Here is a 17251-nt window from a genome sequence, read left to right as displayed (position 1 = left end):
GGCGTGCGGCGCGACCGAAAGCGCCGGTCAGCGCCGTCGCGCGGGACAAGTCACCCTTGTCCCCCGCAAACGGATGTGATCTCGTGGAGGAGTTCGGGGGTCCGCGGAGCGGACCCGGGGGGCTGACCGAGGGGGGAAAGACGGGTGACGTCGGCGGACGGCGGCGGGGGACAGGTGTGGGCCATCAGCGACCTGCACATCGGGTACGCGGAGAACCGCGCGCTGGTGGAGGGGATGCGGCCGGCGTCGGACGACGACTGGCTGCTCGTGGCCGGTGACGTGGCGGAGACCGTCGACGACATCGCCTGGGCGCTCAAGACGCTCGCGGGCCGGTTCGCGAAGGTCGTGTGGGCGCCCGGCAACCATGAACTGTGGACGCATCCCAGGGACGCGGTGACCCTGCGCGGCGTCGCCCGCTACGAGCATCTCGTCGACCGCTGCCGCGAACTCGGCGTGGTCACACCCGAGGACCCCTACCCGGTGTGGCGGGGGCCCGGCGGACCGGTCGCCGTCGCCCCGCTGTTCCTGCTGTACGACTACTCGTTCCTGCCGGCCGGCTGCACCACCATGGCCGAGGGCCTGGAGTACGCCCACGGCACCGGCGTCGTCTGCACCGACGAGCATCTCCTGCACCCCGACCCCTACGCCGGGCGGGACGAGTGGTGCCGCGCGCGGGTCGCCGCCACCGAACGCCGGCTCGCGGACCTGCCCGCCGGCCTGCCCGTGGTCCTCGTCAACCACTATCCGCTGCACCGGCATCCGACGGACGTGCTGCGCCACCCCGAGTTCGCCATGTGGTGCGGCACCACGCTGACCGGCGACTGGCACCGCAGATTCCCCGTGCACACCATGGTCTACGGGCATCTGCACATCCCCCGGAGCACACGGCGCGACGGCGTCCGCTTCGAGGAGGTGTCGGTGGGCTACCCCCGAGAGTGGCGCACCCGGAACCGGCCGCCGGGCCGGCTGCGCCGGATCGTCCCCGCGCCGGAGGGCGACCGGTGATCGGGGACCTGCTGCCGCCCGCCGTGGTCGCCGTGGAGTCCTACGGCGAGGAGGGCGCCGACGCCCCGCTGTACCCGCAGGAGGCGGCGTACATGGCGCGCGCGGTCGACAAGCGCCGCCGGGAGTTCACCGCCGTACGGTCCTGCGCCCGCCGCGCGATGGAGCGGCTCGGCGTGCCCGCGCAGCCCCTGGTGCCCGGTGAGCGCGGCGCGCCCCAGTGGCCGGCCGGGCTGACGGGCAGCATGACGCACTGCGCGGGCTACTGCGCCGCCGCCCTCGTCCGGGCCGGTGATCTGGCGTCCGTGGGGATCGATGCCGAGGTGCACGGGCCCCTGCCCGAGGGCGTGTTGTCCTCCGTGTCCCTGCCGCAGGAGGCGGCGAGGATCGGCCGGCTGATCGGGGAGCGTCCCGAAGTGCACTGGGACCGGCTGCTGTTCAGCGCCAAGGAGGCCGTCTACAAGGCGTGGTTCCCCCTCACCGGCAGGTGGCTCGACTTCATGGAGGCCGACATCGACCTCTTCCCCGACCCGGACGAGCGCACGCGCGGCGGCTTCCGTGCCGAGCTGCTCGTCGCCGGCCCCCGGGTGGGCGAGCGGACCGTGGGGAGCTTCGAGGGCCGCTGGACGACCGGTCGCGGCCTGGTCGCCACGGCGGTCGCCGTGCCGCACACCTGAACCACGGGCAGCCGTACGCCTGCGGGCAGCCGCGCCGCCCGCAGGGACGTCCCCCTTCGCGTCGGCCGTCGGCCGTGCCCGGCCGCCCCGGCGCCGGGGCGGCCGGGCACCGCGTCACGGCTCGGGGCACCACTCCCGCAGCATGCGGAAGAACTCCTCCTCGTTGCCGCTCAGACCGGCCTGCGCGAGGGCGGCCTCCGCCTCCGCCAGCACCGAGGGCGGCACGACGGGGGGCCGCACCGCGTCGGGCGGGCCGGTCCGGGTGTCGAGGGTGGCGCGCACCGTGTGCAGCAGGCGCAGATAGGCCTGGACGGCCGTGCGCTCGCGGTCGGTCAGTACAGCGGTCGGCATCGCTCGGCTCTCCCCGTGTCGTGATCGTGGGTCCCGCACCCCGCAGGGCGGAGCGCACCTCCAGCTTGCCGCCCACCACTGACAATCGGGCGTCGCCGCACGTCGATTCGCCCGCCCGGCGGAGACCGTCGGGCACCGGACAGCGGGCGGCCGGGGCTCGCACGCCGGAGCGCGCGTTCCTGCACGCCGATGGGCGACGCCCCTGGGCCCCGGACGTGGGTGCCGCCCCCGGGCCCCTGGACCACGGGCCGGCGTCCGCCCGGCTCAGCCCTTCGGGCCCAGGTATCCCAGGGACGCCTCGATGCGGCCCGCCAGGTGGTCCCGCTGCACCGGGCCCCGCAGGGACGAACCCGCAAGCCACGTACGGCACTTGCTGGCCAGCAGCAGACCGAACGCCTCCGCCTCCTTCTCGTCGGCCAGATCGAACCGGGTCCGGGCGGCGACCTTCAGGACCGTCGCGGTCAGGGCCTCCTCGTCCGGGTCGTCGCCGAGCAGACGGGTCGCCGCCCCGGCGCCCGCCACGTGGTGGCCGCAGTGACCGGCCTTCATGTGCCACAGCTCGTGCCCCAGGATCACCAACTGATGGGCAGGGGCGGTGCGTTCCTCGATCACGACGAGGTCCCGGTCCGCCATGTCGAGCCACAGCCCGCTCGCCGTGCCGGGCGGGAACGCGGCCATGCGGAACTGCACGGGACGCCCGCGCCGTCGGCTCATCGCCGCGCACAGCGCGCCGTAGAGATCGGCGGGCCGCGCCGGGACCGGAAGCGTCAGCTCCGCGACCAACTCGCCGCACAGACGGCGCATTTCCCTACCGATGCCCACAGTTCTCCCCAGATCACGACTCGGATCGCTTGACGCTTTCCAGGAGCATGTCCAGCCACTCCGCGACCTTGTCCCGGTGCTGGTCGGTGGGCAGCTGGGCGGCCCGCCACGCGATCCCGCGCACGCCGTGGTCCTGCAGCAGCCGCTCCAGCGGGTCGTCGTCGGCGGCGGCGGCCGACTCCCGCTCCCTGCCGGCCAGTTTCTGGAGCAGTTCCTGCTCGGTGTGCTGCAGGGCGCCCGCCAGCGCCTCCGGGTCCTCCGCCGTGAGGAAACCGGCGTGTACCCGGAAGAACCGCTGAATGGCGTCGCAGTGCTCCATGGTGGGCCGCCGGTCCCCGTTGATGAGGGCGCCGGCCTGCTGACGGGACATGCCCGCGCCGTCGGCGATCTCCTGCTGGGTGTACTTGCGGCCGTTCGGCTTGAGCCGTGTGCGGCGCAGCAGGTCAAGGCGCTGCACGAACCGGGCCTGCACGTCGCGCTCGCCGGCGGGCCGCCCGCTCAGCAGGGCCTTGACCACGCTCTCCGGCACCCCGGAGGCGGCCGACAGCCGACCGGTGTCGAAGACCTCGCCGTGCGGAACGCCGAGCCGGTCGGCGAGTGCGGCGACGCGGGCGACGACGGCCGGCAGCGCGGTCGTCGGCGCGGTGTCCGGACCCTCGAAGCCACCCGTCACCGACAGATCTCCTACGTCTCTCACAGGCTTCTCACAACCCGTCGCCGTGAACTTCACGGAGACTAGCCGGTGGTTCGAACTCACATCCAGGTCTCGCCACAACTGTGGCCAATTTCAGCCGTCAACGGGCATGGAATGCCACGATAGTTGACATGCTCGGGCGCCGGGCAGCAGGATCGGGGCGCCGCGTCAGGGCCGCACAGGCAAGAGGGGTGACCTCCCGATGGCACATCAGGCAGCAGGAGGGCAGCGGCAGGCACCGCGGCTCGTCCCCGACACTCCCGAGGCTCGGGCCTATCTGGCGGACTACGCCGCCTTCCTGGAGGCGGTCCCCTTCCCGTCCCTGGTCGTCGACCGCCGTTGGGACGTGCTGCTGTCCAACAGTCCTTTCCGGTCACTTTTCCGGCAGGTCGAGGCGCACCCGACCGCCATGCCCGACGACAACTTCCTCCGGTTCGTCCTGTTCCACCCGGACGCCGCCACCGTGCTCGGTGAGCACGAGGCGAGCTGGTGTCTGCCGATGCTGGCCCACTTCGCCCGGACCGTCGAGCACTGTGCCCCCGACCCCGGCCTCCAGGCGATCCGCCGCGAGATCGAGCAGGACCCCATCATGGAGGTCGCCTACCGGCACGGGGTGCCGCACTGGCTGCGGGTGGTGGGGGAGGGGGCCGCCGAGCACGACGGGTCGGTGCGGCCGCTGATCCACCCCGACCCGCGCTGGGGTGCCACGGACTGCCGGATCGTCGTCGAGACGACCCCCACCCTCGACGACCTGGGGTGCACGCGTCTCACCCTGGTCCTGCGGGACGCGCGCCGCCAGGCCGCCGCCCGGGGGCGCGGTGCCCGACGCGGTGCCGCCCACCTGCGGGTGGTTCCCGCCGCGGACTGACCGCCGCCCCCTTCTCCAGGCGGGCCCGGGAGCCGGGAGGCTTCGGGCTCGACCCCGGCCGCGGCAGCCACTATTTCTCCATGTAGAATTTGTGGAAATTCATGGAGGAGGCCGCCGTGACCTACGTGATCGCACAGCCCTGCGTCGACGTGAAGGACAAGGCGTGCGTCGAGGAATGCCCCGTCGACTGCATCTACGAGGGGCAGCGTTCCCTCTACATCCACCCCGACGAATGCGTCGACTGCGGGGCGTGCGAGCCGGTCTGCCCCGTCGAGGCGATCTTCTACGAGGACGACACCCCGGCCGAGTGGAAGGACTACCACCGGGCCAACATCGAGTTCTTCGACGACCTCGGATCTCCCGGCGGTGCCTCGAAGCTGGGGCTGATCGAGCGGGACCATCCGCTGATCGCCGCCCTGCCGCCGCAGAACGGGCAGGAGTGAAGCGCCGTGGAGCCTGACCGCGCAGCCGCCCCGGTGAGTCCTCGCCGCCGGGCCGTACTGGAGGTGTTGCGCGAGGCCGACGGGCCGCTCGGGGTCGGTGACATCGCCGAGCGGATCGGCGTCCACGCGAACACGGTCCGCTTCCACCTGGACGCACTGGTGACGAGCGGTGCCGTGGAGGGCCTCACGGAACCCTCGTCCGGCCGGGGGCGCCCCCGCACCGTCTACGCGCCCCGCCGCGGCATGGACCGGGGAGGACAGCGCGAGTACCTCCTGCTGGCCCGGATCCTGCTCAGCCGCCTCGCCTCGGACGAGGCGGACGCCGAGACGGCCGCCGTCGAAGCGGGCCGGGCCTGGGGCGGACACCTCCTGCCCCCCGTCCCGCCGTTCCGCACCGTCGAGGCCGCCGAGGCCGTCGAACGCCTCACCGGCCTTCTCGCCGACCTCGGCTTCGACCCGGAGCCGGTGCACGGTCCGCCGGACCGGCCGGCGGACCAGACCGCGACCGCCGCTGCCGATGCAGGCCCCCGCATCGACGCCGGTGCTGATGGCGCCGATGACGACGGGGCGGCCGAAGAGGCGGACGCCGGCCGCATTCTGCTGCGGCACTGTCCCTTCCTCGAACTCGCCGAGGAGTACGGGGAGATCGTCTGCCCGCTGCACCTCGGCCTCATGCAGGGCGCGTTGGAGCAGCAGCGTGCCCCCGTCGCCGCCGTCCGGCTGGAGCCGTTCGCCGAACCGGACGTGTGCGTCGCCCATCTCGCCCCCGTCCCCTAGGACCGGTCGCGCCCGCTCCATCCTCCGGGGTTGTAACGGGGTCACGGCCCCGCCGCCCAGCGGCGCCGGGGCGAGGCGCGCCCGGGAGCAAAGAAGGAGCAGTACGGAAGTGAACTCGACGTCAGCAGCGGTGGCCGGGGCCGCCGTCTTCGTGTGGCTCGGCATGGTCCTGGCGATCTCCTTCCTGGAGGCGCCCCTGAAGTTCCGGGCTCCGGGGGTGACCATCCCGCTCGGGCTCGGTATCGGCCGCATCGTGTTCCGCGCCCTCAATATCGCCGAGGCGGCGCTCGCGGTCGTCGTCGTGGTCGCCGTGGCGACGGGCGGCCCGGATGCCGGGGTGATCGTGCCGACGGCCGTGGCAGTGGCGGTGCTGGCCGTGCAGCTGGGCGTCGTGCGGCCCCGGCTCAACCGCCGCTCCGACCGGGTCCTGGCCGGCGAGCAGGTGCCCCGGTCCTCCGCACACCTGTACTACGTGGCCCTCGAGGTCATCAAGACGGTGGTGCTCCTGGTCCTCGGCATCCTGCTGCTCGCCGCCTGAGCCGGTACCGCCGAAGGGCACCGACACACTCCGGAACCGATACGCTCCGGCACCGATACGGCCAGGTATCGATACGCCCGAGTACCGATACGCTCCCGTACCCGTACACTGGCGTTTCGATGACCTGAGCCGAAGGAGCCGAACCGATGACGTCGCAGGCCGCGCGCCGACCGGAACCGTCCGGATCCGCCGCGCGCCGCTCCAAGATCACGCCCGAGCGTGAGCAGGAGTTCTTCGACGCCGTACTGGACCAGATCCGGGAGCACGGCTACGACGCCGTCACCATGGAGGGCGTCGCCGCCAGCACCCGGTGCAGCAAGTCCACGCTCTACCGGCAATGGGGCACCAAGCCCCGGTTCGTCGCCGCCGCCCTGCGCTCCAGCCCCCGGGCCCGGTTCGCCGGCATCGACACCGGCAGCCTCGCCGGGGACCTGCGGTCGGCCGCGCGGCTCGCCGGGGAGTGGGCCACGCGGGACACCGCGCTGCTCCAGGCGCTCGGCCACGCGGTCACCCAGGACCCGGAGCTGGCCCGGGCGCTGCGCGAGGCACTCGTCGACCCGGAGATCACCGCGCTGGAGGAGATCCTGCGCCGGGGTGTGGAACGCGGCGAGGTCGCGGCCGACCACCCGGCCCTGCCCCATGTCCCGGCCCAGATCTTCGGCGTGCTGCGGGCCCGGCCCGTCCTGGAGGGCCGGAACGCCGACCCGGAGTACCTGCTCGCGTTCGTGGAGGCGGCGGTGCTGCCGCTCCTCACACCCCCTGGACCAGGGACGCCGTCAACGGGATGACCGGACGGCGGCCCGACCGCGCCGCACCGTGGGGACGGGGGCGGCGCGCACCCCGGCCGGGTGGGGTGCCCTTTGAGCGGAAGGGCGCCCCACCCGGCCGTCGTACCGGGACGTGCGGGTCAGATGTCCTGCCCCGTTCCGCTGCCGCCCTTCGCCGCCTCGATGCCCCGGGTGATCTGGTCGATGACGGTCTCCTTCTGGTCGGTGTCCACCCCGGCCCGCACCACGACGATCAGCTTCGGCTGGGCGGGGGAGGGGAAGGCGAGCGACTGGACGTAGCCGTCGGAGCCCTTGCTGGTGACCGCCTTCCAGCGCACCAGATAGCCCTTCTGGCCGGCCACCGTGACGGCCTTCGACTCCAGCACGTCGTGCGAGGTGATCTTGCCGTAGGACGTTCCGCCGTAGGACTCCTCCGCGTTCACCGCGATGTCGGCCTTGGCGACCTCCTCGGCGGTGGCGCCCCGGGTGCCGAGGGCCACGGCGGGGGCGGAGTAGGCGCCGCCCTTGACGCAGGTCTTGGAGGTGTCACCGGGGCACTTGTAGGAGTCCTTCGACGATATGTGCGCGCCGGCGCCGATCTCCTGGCCGTACCAGCCGTCGGGGATGGGCAGGCTGATGCCGTTCAGCGCGTCGGTCACCGATCCGCTCTCGATGCGGGGCGGCTCGGATCCGTCCGGCCGCTCCGGCCGCCGCTCCCCGTCGGAACCGCCGGACCCTCCGTCCGGCTCGCCGCCGGGTCCGCCGTCCCGGTCCCGGGGTGCCTGCGACGTGGTCGGACCGCCGTCCCCGTCGTCGACGAGGACGTACACCCCGACCCCGATGCTCGCGAGCAGCACCACGGCGGCGGCCACGGCTGCCCCGATCCGCAGGCCGCGCCCGCGGCCGGGCGGCGGCGCCACCGGGTGGCCCGGATAGCCGGGGTGCACCGGATAGGGTGCGGCGGCCGGTGCGGGCGGACCTGCGAACGGGCCTCCCGCCGGCCCGGGTCCAGGCGCCGGTCCTGGAGCCGGGGTCGGCGGTGGGGCCGGTGTGGGCGGGGCCCAGGCGCCGGCCTGCCCCGCCGGGCGGACCCGGTCCGTCCAGGCATTGCCGTCCCACCAGCGTTCGGTGGGCGGTCCGTCTTGCGTCTGCCCGGGGTCGGGGTACCACCCGGGGGGAGTCACCTGCGTCATGTCCCCACCGTATGAGGCATCGGTGAAAGCGGGATGAGAAGCCCCCTCGGAACCCCCTCGGAAGGACACCGCGCCGGCAGCTCCCGCGCGCCTGGGCCCCCGGAGCCGACCCCGTCCTCGCGCCGCCTCCGCCCCCCGGAGCCGCCTCCGCCCCCCGGAGCCGGCCCCGCCCCCCGGAGCCGGCCCCACCCCCCCCGGAGCCGGCCCCACCCCCCGGAGCCGGCCCCACCCCCCGAGCCGACCCCCGACGCGCTCCCGACGCGCCCCCCGATCCACCCCGGAACGCGCCCCCTCATGCTGTCCCCGCAGCACGGTCCGGCCGACGCCGCGGGGCACCCCGCACCAGGACCGTCCGCCCCGCGCGGACCGTCCCCCGGCGAGGCGGCGCCGTCCCGCGCCACCCTCGCGCGAGAATCTGTCGGATCGTCACCTTCCGTCCTCTTGACAGCTGTTGACCATGCGAACCGCTGGTGGCGGGCCCGATGCGTCGACCCCCGTACCCCGAGTCACCCGTCACGGCAACACGTGCCCGGTCCCGGCACCGTGACGGCGACCGGGCCGCTACGCTCGAGTTCAGTACGTCGTTCGGGCGACTTGGGGAGGGAGCGGGATGACGGAGGTACGGCGCACGGCCGGGGCCTCGGCGCCCCTGTGGGAGCGGGACGAGGAAGTCGCCGCGCTCGCGGAGGCGGTCGACACCCTGTGCGCGGACCGTTCGTCCTCCGGCAGCCTGCTGGTGCTCCGGGGCGAGGCGGGCCTGGGCAAGACGGCGCTGCTCGCGGAGACCCGGCGGATCGCCGAGCAGCGCGGCTGCACGGTGTGGTCGGCCCGCGGCGGCGAGACGCTGCGTTCCGTCCCGTTCAACGTGGTGCGCCAACTCCTCCAGCCCGCCCTGGTGTCGATGCTGCCGGAGGAGGCCCGTGAGTACCTCGGCGAGTGGTACGACATCGCGGGGCCCGCGCTCGGCATAGCGGAGCCCGGCGACGGGCACGTCGACCCGCAGAGCGTCTGCGACGGTCTGGTCGCCGCCGTGAGCCGGCTGGCCCGCCGGGACTGGCCGCTGGTGCTCCTGATCGACGACGCGCACTGGGCCGACCAGGAGACCCTGCACTGGCTCTCCGCGTTCGCCGAACGGCTGACGGACCTGTCCGTCCTCGTCGTGGTGGCCCGGCGGCCCGGCGAGGTCTCCGGGGTGGCGGCCCGCCACCTGGAAGCCGTCGCAGCCGCGGCCGACCGCCCCACCACCACCCTCAGCGCCCTCACCCCCGCCGCCGCGGCCGGACTCACCCGCGCCACCCTGGGCGAGACCGCCGACGCCGCCTTCTGCCGCGAGGTGTGGGCCGTCACCGGCGGCAACCCCTACGAGACCGTCGAACTCCTCGCCAAGGTCCAGGACAGTGAACTGGAGCCCGTGGAAGGCCACGCCGGGCAGCTGCGCGACCTGAACCGGTCGGCCCGCGGCGGCGGCCTCGTCGCCCGCCTGGAACAGCTCGGCATCGACGCCACCCGCTTCGCCTGGGCGGCCGCCATCCTCGGCACCGACATCACGGTCGACCTGGTGGCCCGCCTCGCCACCCTGGACCCCGACGACGCGCTCCGCTGCGCCGAGCGGCTGCGCTCCGCCCGCATCCTCACCACGCCCGACCCGGCGACCGGCCGCTCCGGCCCCCACGACCTGGAGTTCGTCCACCCGCTCATCGCCACCGCCGTCTACAACTCCATCCCCGACGCACTGCGCCGGGCCATGCACGGCATCGCGGCCCGTATCGTCACCGACTCCGCGCTCGGCGCGGCGGCCGCCGCCCGCCACCTGCTGGAGGTGCACCCGGACGACGACGAGGAACTGGTCGCGCAACTGCGCGAGGCCGCCCGCGAACACCTCGCCGTCGGAGCCCCGGACGCCGCCCGCCGCTGTCTGGAACGTGCCCTGGAGGAACCGCCGCGCCCCGAGGTCCACGCCGGCGTCCTCTACGAACTCGGCCGCGCCACCTTCCTCACCGCCCCCGCGCGCACCATCGGTCACCTGCGCACCGCGCTCGGGATGACGGGGCTCGACAGCGACCAGCGGGTGGACGCGGTGGTCCGCCTCTCCCAGGCACTGCTGCACAACGACCAGATGGAGGAGGCCGTCCGCACCGTCGAGGCGGAGGCCGCCCGGACGGAACCAGGACCGGCCCGGATGCGGCTGCAGGCCGTGCAGTTCATGTGGGAGGGCATCCACGCGGGGGAGACCACCTCGCCCGACCGCTCCGAGCGCCTGGCCGAGCTCGCGGCCACCTGCACCGGGCGGGACAACTCCGAGCGGGTGCTGCTGATCCTGCGCGGCTTCGACGCCATGATGCGCGGCGAGAACGCCGAGGAGATCCTCGAACTCGTCGACCGTGCCCTCGTCAACGGCCGTCTCGCGCCCGGCCTCGGCTGGACCGACTCCGAGTGGGGCGTCGAACTCCTCCTGATGCTGGCCAGTGTCTACGCCTACACCGACCGCCTCGACCGCGCCGAGAGCATGTACAACGAGGCCCTGCGCTCCTACGAGTCGGCCGGCTGGAGCGGCGGCCACCTCGCGCTCGCACACGCCTACGTGGGCCTCGGCCACCGCCGCCGGGGCAGGCTGGAGGCCGCGGAGACGTCCCTGCGGGCGGCCCTGCGCATCGCCGAACGCGTCGGCCGCGGACTGCCCCTGTACTGGACGGTGACCTGCAACCTCATCGACACGCTGCTCGCCCGCGGCCACGTCGACGAGGCGCAGGCGGTCGCCGACCGGCACGACTTCGCCCCGCCCTACCCGTCCACCATCGCGCTGCCCGACCCGCGCTCCGTGCGCGGACGCCTGCTGCTCGCGGTGGGCCGCACCAAGGACGGCGTCAACGAGCTGGAAGCCGCCGGGAAAGCGGCCGCCGCCCGCGGCCACCACAATCCCGTGCACCTCTTCTGGGCCGCCGACCTCGCCCGCGCCCTGGCCACCGAGGACCCGGGGCGCGCCGCCCGGCTCGCGGTCGAGCTCCGCCGCCGGGCCGAACGCTTCGGCACCGACACCGCGATAGGGGAGGCGCTGCGGGTGGCGGCCGCCCTGGAGACCGGCCAGCGCGCGGTGCGTCTCGCCGGGCAGGCGGTCGCCTACCTGGAGTCCTCGCCCTGCCAGTACGAGCACGCCGCCGCCCGTGTCGAGTACGGCGCCCTCGCCCGCTCGGAGGCCGATCTCGCCCGCGGGCTGGCCCTGGCCCGCTCCTGCGGCGCGGACGGTCTGGTCACCCGCGCGGAGGCCGAACTGCGCACCGTCGCCGCCCACGTACCGTCCCGCTGAGACGGAATCGCACCGCCGACCACGCGCCGCCCCGCCTTCAAAGACTCGGTCCGGGCCTCTCCTGCGCCAGGACCCGCTGAGCCGTCGCGAACGCCGCGTTGGCCGCCGGGACGCCGCAGTACACCGCCGTCTGCAGCAGCACCGCACCGATCTCCTCGGGCGTGAGCCCGTTGCGCAGCGCCGCCCGGACGTGCAGGGCCAGCTCCTCGTGGTGGCCGTGCGCGGTCAGCGCGGTCAGCGTGATCATGCTGCGTTCGCGGCGGGTGAGCGTCGGGTCGGTCCAGATCTCGCCCCAGGCGTAGCGCGAGATGAAGTCCTGGAAGCGGGCGGTGAACGGCGACTGACGCTGCTGCGCCCGGTCCACGTGGGCGTCGCCCAGCACCGCGCGCCGCACCTCCATGCCCCGTCCGGCGTCCCCGGCGAGGTGGCTGCGCAGCGCCGTGAGCACCGCCTCCGGGCGTTCGGCCGGGGCCAGGTGCGAGGCGCCCGGGAGTTCCACGAGGGTGGCGCCGGGCACCGCGTCCGCGATCTCCCGCAGGTGGGCCGGCGGTGTCGCCGGGTCCTCCCGGCCCGCGACGAGGAGGGTCGGCGCCGTGATCTCCGCCAGGCGGTCCCGCAGGTCGAAGGCGGCCAGCGCGTCGCAGCATGCGGCGTACGCCGCCGGGTCGGTCTCGCGGTGGTCCCGGACCAGCCGGGGCACCGTGAACCCGGGGGTGAACCACCGGGCGTCGGCGCCCGCCGCGAGCCCCTCCAGCCCTTCGCGCCGGACCAGCGCCGCCCGCTCCTCCCACGGCCGGGCGCCGTCGAAGTGGGCCGAGGAGCACAGGACGGCCAGTGTCGTCAGCCGCTCGGGATGATGCACGGCCAGGTGCAGTCCCACCGCGCCGCCGAGCGAGACCCCCGCGTACCCGAACCGTTCGAGACCGAGCGCGTCGGCGAGGTCGAGGACCAGCCCCGCCAGGTCGCCTACGGTCGCGCCGGGACCGATCAGCTCCGGCGCGGAACCGCCGTGCCCGGGCAGGTCGAAGCGCACCACCCGGCGGACGGCGGACAGCTCGGGCGCCACCCGGTCCCACAGGGCGTACGACGTGCCGAGGGAGGGGCCGAGGAGCAGCGGGGGAGCCGTGTCGGGGCCCTCGGCGCGGTGGTGGAGGATGCCGGTCACGGTCGCTCCAGAGCCTGGTCGGTGAGGGCGCCGGCCGCGCCGGTGCCCTCAGTGGGGTCGGCCGCGCGGTTCAGGTCGATGCCGAGCAACTCGGGTTCCGTGGCGAGGAGTTCGGTGAGGTCGACACCCTCTTCCCGGGCCTGGCGCGCCAGCCGGGTCAGCAGGTCCCGCGCGCGGGCGCGGCCGAGCACCGGCGTCAGCCGCGCGGACAGCTGCTCGGTGGCGATCAGCCCCCGGGTGAGCCCGAGGTGCCGGCGCATGGCTTCCGGGTGCACCCGCAGTCCCTCGGCCAGTTCGGCCGCGTCCCGGGCGGCGCCCCCGGTCAGCCGCAGCAGGTCCCGCAGCGGCTCCCACTCGGCGTGCCAGGCACCGGCCGGCCGCTCGTCCTCGGCGACCAGCGCCCCGTACAGGGTGGCCGCGAGCTGCGGCGCGCGCCGGGCCGCCGCCGCGACGAGCGTCGAACGCACCGGGTTGGACTTGTGCGGCATGGCCGACGAGCCCCCGCCGCTGCCCTCGGAGACCTCCGCGATCTCCGTGCGGGACAGGGTGAGCACGTCGGCCGCCAGTTTGCCCAGCGCCCCCGCGGTGAACGCCAGGCAGCCCGCCAGGTCGGCGACCGGGGTGCGCAGCGTGTGCCAGGGCAGTCCGGGCGCCCGCAGTCCGAGTTCGCGGGCGTAGACGGCGGGCAGCTCGGTCGCGTTCCGAGCGCCGTACGCCGTGAACGCGGCCAACGTACCCGCCGCGCCGCCGAGTTGGGCGGGCAGCGCGTCGCGGACCGCCGTCACCCGGTCCCGGGCGTCGAGCACCAGCGACCGCCAGCCGGCGGCCTTCAGGCCGAACGTCGTCGGCACGGCGTGCTGGGTGAGCGTGCGGCCCGGCAGCACGGTGTCCCGGTGCTCGACGGCCAGCCGGGCGAGCGCCCGCTGCGCACGGCCCAGGTCGTCGGCCACCGGGCCCAGGGTGCGGTGCGCGACCAGCATCATCGCCGTGTCCATGATGTCCTGGCTGGTGGCGCCCCGGTGCACCTGCGGGCCGTACTCCTCCCCGGCCGCCCGGGTCAGGTCGGCGGCCAGCGGGATCACCGGGTTCCCGCCGTCGCGGGCCCGTGCGGCGAGCGAGGCGAGGTCGAAGCGACCGCTGTCGGCGGCCGCCCGCGTCACCGCCTCCGCGGCTTCGGCGGGGGCCAGACCCAGCGCGGCGTGCGCGCGCGTCAGTGCGGCCTCCGCGTCGAGCAGCGCGCGCAGGAACGCGTCGTCGCCGGTCGTGGCGGCGGCGGGGGAACCGGACCACCCGGGGGCGAGCAGACCGGTACCGGATGCGGCTGATGTCACTGGAACTCCAGGAAGACCGTCTCGCCTTCGCCCTGAAGGCGGATGTCGAAACGGTACGTGGCGCGACCCTCGGACACGGCGATCAGCGTGTCGCGGCGGTCCGCGTCGAGCCGGGACAGCAGCGGGTCGGCCGCGAGCGCGGCCGGATCGTCCGGCAGGTGGATCCGGGTGAACAGGTGGACCAGCAGACCGCGCGCGAACACGCAGACACTGAGGTACGGGGCGTGGCGTCCCCGGGCCCCGGGGCGCAGGGTGCGGACGTACCAGTGGCCGTCCGCATCGGTCTGGATCCGGCCGAAACCGGTGAACTCCACGCCGTTGCGGCCGAGATGACCACCGCTCGCCGGGTCCCTGCGCATCGACCCGTCGACCGCGGGCACGACGCCCCGGGGATCCGGGCCCCACACCTCCAGCAGGGCGTCCGGCAGCGGACGGCCCGCGCCGTCGAGGACGTACCCGTGCACGGTGATCGCGTCGGGGTGCCCGAGGGGCGCGATGTCCTCGCCGCCGGGGAACGGCAGCGCGTGGCCGTAGAACGGGCCGACGGTGTGCGAGGGGGTGGGCAGCGCGGTCCGGGCGCCGCCGGTGTCGTCGTGCGTCATGGGTCAGCGTCCTTCCTCGGTCCAGGTGGCCCGCGGCCCGTCCAGCACGATGTCCCAGCGGTAGCCCAGGGAGAACTCCGGCACCGACAGGCCGTGGTCGTAGGCGGCGACCAGACGCTGCCGGGCCGCGTCGTCCGTCACTGACTGCAGGATCGGGTCGTGCGGGAAGAGCGGATCGTGGGGGAAGTACATCTGGGTCACGAGCCGCTGGGTGAACGCCGTGCCGAAGACGGAGAAGTGGATGTGCGCCGGCCGCCAGGCGTTGACGTGGTTGCGCCAGGGATAGGGGCCGGGCCGGACGGTGGTGAACCGGTAGGTGCCCTCGGCGTCGGTGAGGGTCCGGCCCACGCCGGTGAAGTGCGGGTCCAGCGGCGCGTCGTGCTGCTCGCGCCGATGCGCGTACCGCCCGGCCGCGTTGGCCTGCCAGATCTCCACCAGCTGCCCGGTGACGGGGCGTCCGTCGCGGTCCAGGAGGCGCCCGGAGACGGTGATGCGCTCCCCGATGGGCTCCCCGGTGTGCTGCCGGGTGAGGTCGTTGTCGACGTCGGTGACGTCCCGGTCCCCGAACGCGGGGGAGGACAGTTCGACCAGCTCCGGGTCCCGGCTCACGTCGACGGTGACCGGAGGGCGCAGGGGGTGGCGCAGGGCCGAGGAGCGGTAGGGGGCGTAGTCCCGGCGCGGATGGTGCTCGACGGGCGCCCCGTCGGCGGTCCGCCGCCGGTACGCGGCGTGCTCGGCCGCGATCTCCTGGTCTATGTCCGCCTGGGTGGGCGCGTCGGTCATGGCAGGGCTCTCCCCGGTTCGGTCAGCGCTTCGGGGGCTTCGGGCGCCGAATCAGTCAGGGCACTGAGTATTTCGGAAGGCGTCGCATACGCTGCCATTCGCTCCGGCGGGGCGTCAACACCCCCGAAGATGCCGGGTGACGTCGGTGAGCGGGGCCTGACAGGGAGCGGGAGGACCCGGTAGCGTTCCGTGCACAGAGCAATTTTGAACCGACCGTGGGAGCGCGCATGGCGGCGGTGGACCTCGCCACCCATCCCGGGCACCTGGCCCGGCGGCTCCAGCAGGCGCACCACCTGCTGTGGAACACGATGGTCTCGGAGGAGATCACCTCGCCGCAGTACGCCGTTCTCAACGCCCTCGTCGCCGAACCGGGCCTGGACCAGCGCACCGTGGGGGAGCGGGTGGGACTCGACCGGTCGACCATCGCCGAGGTGGTCGCCCGGCTCGTCGGGCGCGGGCTGCTCGGCAAGGACCGCGACCCGCGCGACGGCCGGCGTTTCCTGCTGCACCCGACCGCGGACGGTGAGCGCACCCACCGAAAGCTGACCGTGCGCACCGCGCGGATGAACCGGGTCTTCCTCGCCCCTCTCGACGCCGCCGAACGGGCGGTCTTCATCGAACTGGTCCGCCGCGTCGCCGACGCCGCCGAAAGCCTGCGCCACCCGGACGGCCCCGACACCCCGGACCGTTCCGACACCCCGGACGGCCCCGACGCCCCGCGCGGTACCTAGGCCCCGCCCCGCACGCCCCCGTCCGCCCACCGCGCACGGGCCCCGGACGCCCCCGTCCGGTCACGGCGCGTCGGCGTACACCACCCAGACCTGACCGCGCGCGAAGTTCACCGGCGTGCCCTCGTCGGTGGTGAAGCGGGTGCCGTCCTCGGCGTCCGGGCGGTTCCAGCCGACGTCGTAGGCCCGCCCGTCGCGCAGCACCGTGGCCCGGCCGGAGCCGACGGTCTCGGTGTACGGCGTGTTGTTGCCGAGGAAGTCGTGGTAGTCGGACGGCCGTACCGTCACGTACTGCACCACCACGGTCGCCGGCGCGATCGGCTCGCCCTGCGCGGTGGTCGCCGGGGTGCCGTCCATGGTGACCAGCCACCGGTCGCGGGCGCCGGACCAGGTGAAGGAGAAGCGGGCCGCGGGATAGGACACCGTCCGGGTCCGCTCGGGTTCGCCGCCCTCGGGGGGCGGGCCGTAGCGGAAGCCGGTGGTCAGGGCGTCCCGGCCGGGCTCCTCGGGCAGCAGACGCCCGGCCCGCAGGTACAGGTTGTGCGGGGCCGCACGGTCCGTGCGGCGGACGTACATCCCCTCGGCCGTCTCGGGGGTGAGCGGGGTGAGCGGCGCGCCCTCGATCTCCGGCATCAGCTTGCTCTGCGCCCCGGAGAAGGCCAGCACCGGCCGATCGAACTGGCGCAGCAGCTCCAGGTCGGACTCCCGGGCGCTGCGCACCGGACCGACTGACTCCGGGACCCGGGTGGCGTACACCGCCATCAGGCGGCTCAGTCCGCCCTCGACCTGCTCGACGTACACCACATCGGCGTCCTCGAGGCCCGTGTGCGGACGGGCCGTACGGGCGTTGTCCAGCTTCACGGCGAGGACCGGAGCGCTGTCCGCCGCGGTGGGCGGGGGCTGCTGGGACGGCCGGCGGGACGGGCTGCCCCGGCCGTCGTCGGCCGGGCCGCCGCCCGGCCCCGTGCAGCCCGCCGCCAGCGCGGCCGCCGCCAGGGCCGCCACCAGCGCCCTGGCCGCCGTCCCGCCCCGTGCGCGCGGACTCCGTCTCCTGCTCACCGTCGCCACCCTCCCCGCCCGACTCCGTCGATGTCTCAATTGTGCGCTTTTCTGATCGTCGGGTGTCATACCCGATCAGACGTGGTCGGTCGCGCCGGTTCCGCCGATCGGCGCAGCGCCGGGCGATTCGGTACGGGCCCGCTCGGG

At 74.6% G+C, this 17251-nt stretch carries 18 protein-coding genes; 9 read left to right on the top strand and 9 right to left on the bottom strand.

Translation table 11 applies throughout. The features are described 5' to 3' along the window. Nucleotides 1-144 precede the first annotated feature (144 nt). A complete protein-coding gene (locus ACIRPP_RS25440) occupies nt 145-1005 on the top strand; it encodes a metallophosphoesterase family protein (protein WP_403647023.1) in 861 nt (286 codons plus the stop codon). After that, nucleotides 1002-1679, top strand: coding sequence for a 4'-phosphopantetheinyl transferase (locus ACIRPP_RS25435; protein WP_403647020.1), 678 nt, complete (start codon nt 1002-1004; stop codon nt 1677-1679). Before ACIRPP_RS25440 ends, ACIRPP_RS25435 begins: the two co-directional genes overlap by 4 nt. A 114-nt stretch (nt 1680-1793) precedes the next feature. Here the strand turns inward: ACIRPP_RS25435 and ACIRPP_RS25430 are convergent, their stop codons facing one another. The 3 genes from ACIRPP_RS25430 to ACIRPP_RS25420 all read right to left on the bottom strand — a co-directional run bounded on the left by ACIRPP_RS25430 (nt 1794) and on the right by ACIRPP_RS25420 (nt 3525). Beyond that, the gene (locus ACIRPP_RS25430) at nt 1794-2030 is read right to left on the bottom strand and encodes a hypothetical protein (protein ID WP_403647017.1); all 237 of its coding nucleotides are present in this window, start codon (nt 2028-2030) and stop codon (nt 1794-1796) included. A 264-nt stretch (nt 2031-2294) separates the two neighbouring features. Beyond that, a complete protein-coding gene (locus ACIRPP_RS25425; protein ID WP_403647015.1) occupies nt 2295-2834 on the bottom strand; it encodes a toxin-antitoxin system, toxin component in 540 nt (179 codons plus the stop codon). 31 nt (nt 2835-2865) lie between these two features. Beyond that, the gene (locus tag ACIRPP_RS25420) at nt 2866-3525 is read right to left on the bottom strand and encodes a helix-turn-helix domain-containing protein (protein WP_403647270.1); all 660 of its coding nucleotides are present in this window, start codon (nt 3523-3525) and stop codon (nt 2866-2868) included. A gap of 223 nt (nt 3526-3748) precedes the next feature. On the opposite strand from ACIRPP_RS25420, the gene ACIRPP_RS25415 reads away from it, so the two are divergent. The 5 genes from ACIRPP_RS25415 to ACIRPP_RS25395 all read left to right on the top strand — a co-directional run bounded on the left by ACIRPP_RS25415 (nt 3749) and on the right by ACIRPP_RS25395 (nt 6960). Continuing rightward, a complete protein-coding gene (locus tag ACIRPP_RS25415) occupies nt 3749-4414 on the top strand; it encodes a hypothetical protein (RefSeq protein WP_403647013.1) in 666 nt (221 codons plus the stop codon). Nucleotides 4415-4530: 116 nt separating this feature from the next. Further along, nucleotides 4531-4857 (top strand): ferredoxin, encoded by a 327-nt coding sequence (gene fdxA, locus ACIRPP_RS25410; RefSeq protein ID WP_164338407.1) that lies wholly within the window; start codon nt 4531-4533, stop codon nt 4855-4857. 6 nt (nt 4858-4863) lie between these two features. Then, nucleotides 4864-5634 (top strand): helix-turn-helix transcriptional regulator, encoded by a 771-nt coding sequence (locus ACIRPP_RS25405; RefSeq protein WP_403647011.1) that lies wholly within the window; start codon nt 4864-4866, stop codon nt 5632-5634. A gap of 109 nt (nt 5635-5743) precedes the next feature. Then, nucleotides 5744-6172: a hypothetical protein gene (locus ACIRPP_RS25400; protein WP_403647009.1), complete on the top strand. Its 429-nt coding sequence runs from the start codon at nt 5744-5746 to the stop codon at nt 6170-6172. A 146-nt stretch (nt 6173-6318) separates the two neighbouring features. Continuing rightward, nucleotides 6319-6960: a TetR/AcrR family transcriptional regulator gene (locus ACIRPP_RS25395; RefSeq protein WP_403647007.1), complete on the top strand. Its 642-nt coding sequence runs from the start codon at nt 6319-6321 to the stop codon at nt 6958-6960. A gap of 119 nt (nt 6961-7079) precedes the next feature. Here ACIRPP_RS25395 and ACIRPP_RS25390 read toward each other — a convergent pair whose 3' ends face one another. Further along, a complete protein-coding gene (locus ACIRPP_RS25390; RefSeq protein ID WP_403647004.1) occupies nt 7080-8132 on the bottom strand; it encodes a DUF2510 domain-containing protein in 1053 nt (350 codons plus the stop codon). Between the two features lie 610 nt (nt 8133-8742). Here ACIRPP_RS25390 and ACIRPP_RS25385 point away from each other — a divergent pair. Then, nucleotides 8743-11436 (top strand): ATP-binding protein, encoded by a 2694-nt coding sequence (locus ACIRPP_RS25385; RefSeq protein WP_403647001.1) that lies wholly within the window; start codon nt 8743-8745, stop codon nt 11434-11436. Nucleotides 11437-11473: 37 nt separating this feature from the next. Here ACIRPP_RS25385 and pcaD read toward each other — a convergent pair whose 3' ends face one another. From pcaD to pcaH, 4 genes are read right to left on the bottom strand one after another with little or no spacing between them, the layout of a single operon-like run. Beyond that, nucleotides 11474-12592 (bottom strand): 3-oxoadipate enol-lactonase, encoded by a 1119-nt coding sequence (pcaD, locus tag ACIRPP_RS25380; RefSeq protein ID WP_403647263.1) that lies wholly within the window; start codon nt 12590-12592, stop codon nt 11474-11476. A gap of 5 nt (nt 12593-12597) precedes the next feature. After that, entirely contained in the window at nt 12598-13932 is a 1335-nt protein-coding gene (gene pcaB / locus ACIRPP_RS25375) for a 3-carboxy-cis,cis-muconate cycloisomerase (protein WP_403646997.1), read from the bottom strand. Beyond that, nucleotides 13929-14534 (bottom strand): protocatechuate 3,4-dioxygenase subunit alpha, encoded by a 606-nt coding sequence (pcaG, locus tag ACIRPP_RS25370; RefSeq protein WP_403646994.1) that lies wholly within the window; start codon nt 14532-14534, stop codon nt 13929-13931. The genes pcaB and pcaG overlap by 4 nt, the downstream gene beginning before the upstream one ends. A gap of 3 nt (nt 14535-14537) precedes the next feature. Next, the gene (pcaH, locus tag ACIRPP_RS25365) at nt 14538-15317 is read right to left on the bottom strand and encodes a protocatechuate 3,4-dioxygenase subunit beta (protein WP_403646991.1); all 780 of its coding nucleotides are present in this window, start codon (nt 15315-15317) and stop codon (nt 14538-14540) included. Nucleotides 15318-15544: 227 nt separating this feature from the next. On the opposite strand from pcaH, the gene ACIRPP_RS25360 reads away from it, so the two are divergent. Beyond that, nucleotides 15545-16048, top strand: a complete 504-nt coding sequence (locus tag ACIRPP_RS25360; RefSeq protein WP_403646988.1) for a MarR family winged helix-turn-helix transcriptional regulator — start codon at nt 15545-15547, stop codon at nt 16046-16048. A gap of 60 nt (nt 16049-16108) precedes the next feature. On the opposite strand, the gene ACIRPP_RS25355 is transcribed toward ACIRPP_RS25360, so the two are convergent. After that, complete coding sequence (locus ACIRPP_RS25355; RefSeq protein WP_403646985.1) at nt 16109-17173, bottom strand: DUF3048 domain-containing protein; 1065 nt, start codon at nt 17171-17173, stop codon at nt 16109-16111. Nucleotides 17174-17251: the final 78 nt, after the last annotated feature.

Origin of the sequence: Streptomyces sp. NPDC101219, from assembly GCF_044767675.1 — a bacterium.
In the GTDB taxonomy this organism is placed as follows: Bacteria; Actinomycetota; Actinomycetes; order Streptomycetales; family Streptomycetaceae; genus Streptomyces.
The sequence above is the reverse complement of the archived record's forward strand: the minus strand, read 5'-3'. Positions and strand labels throughout refer to the sequence as shown.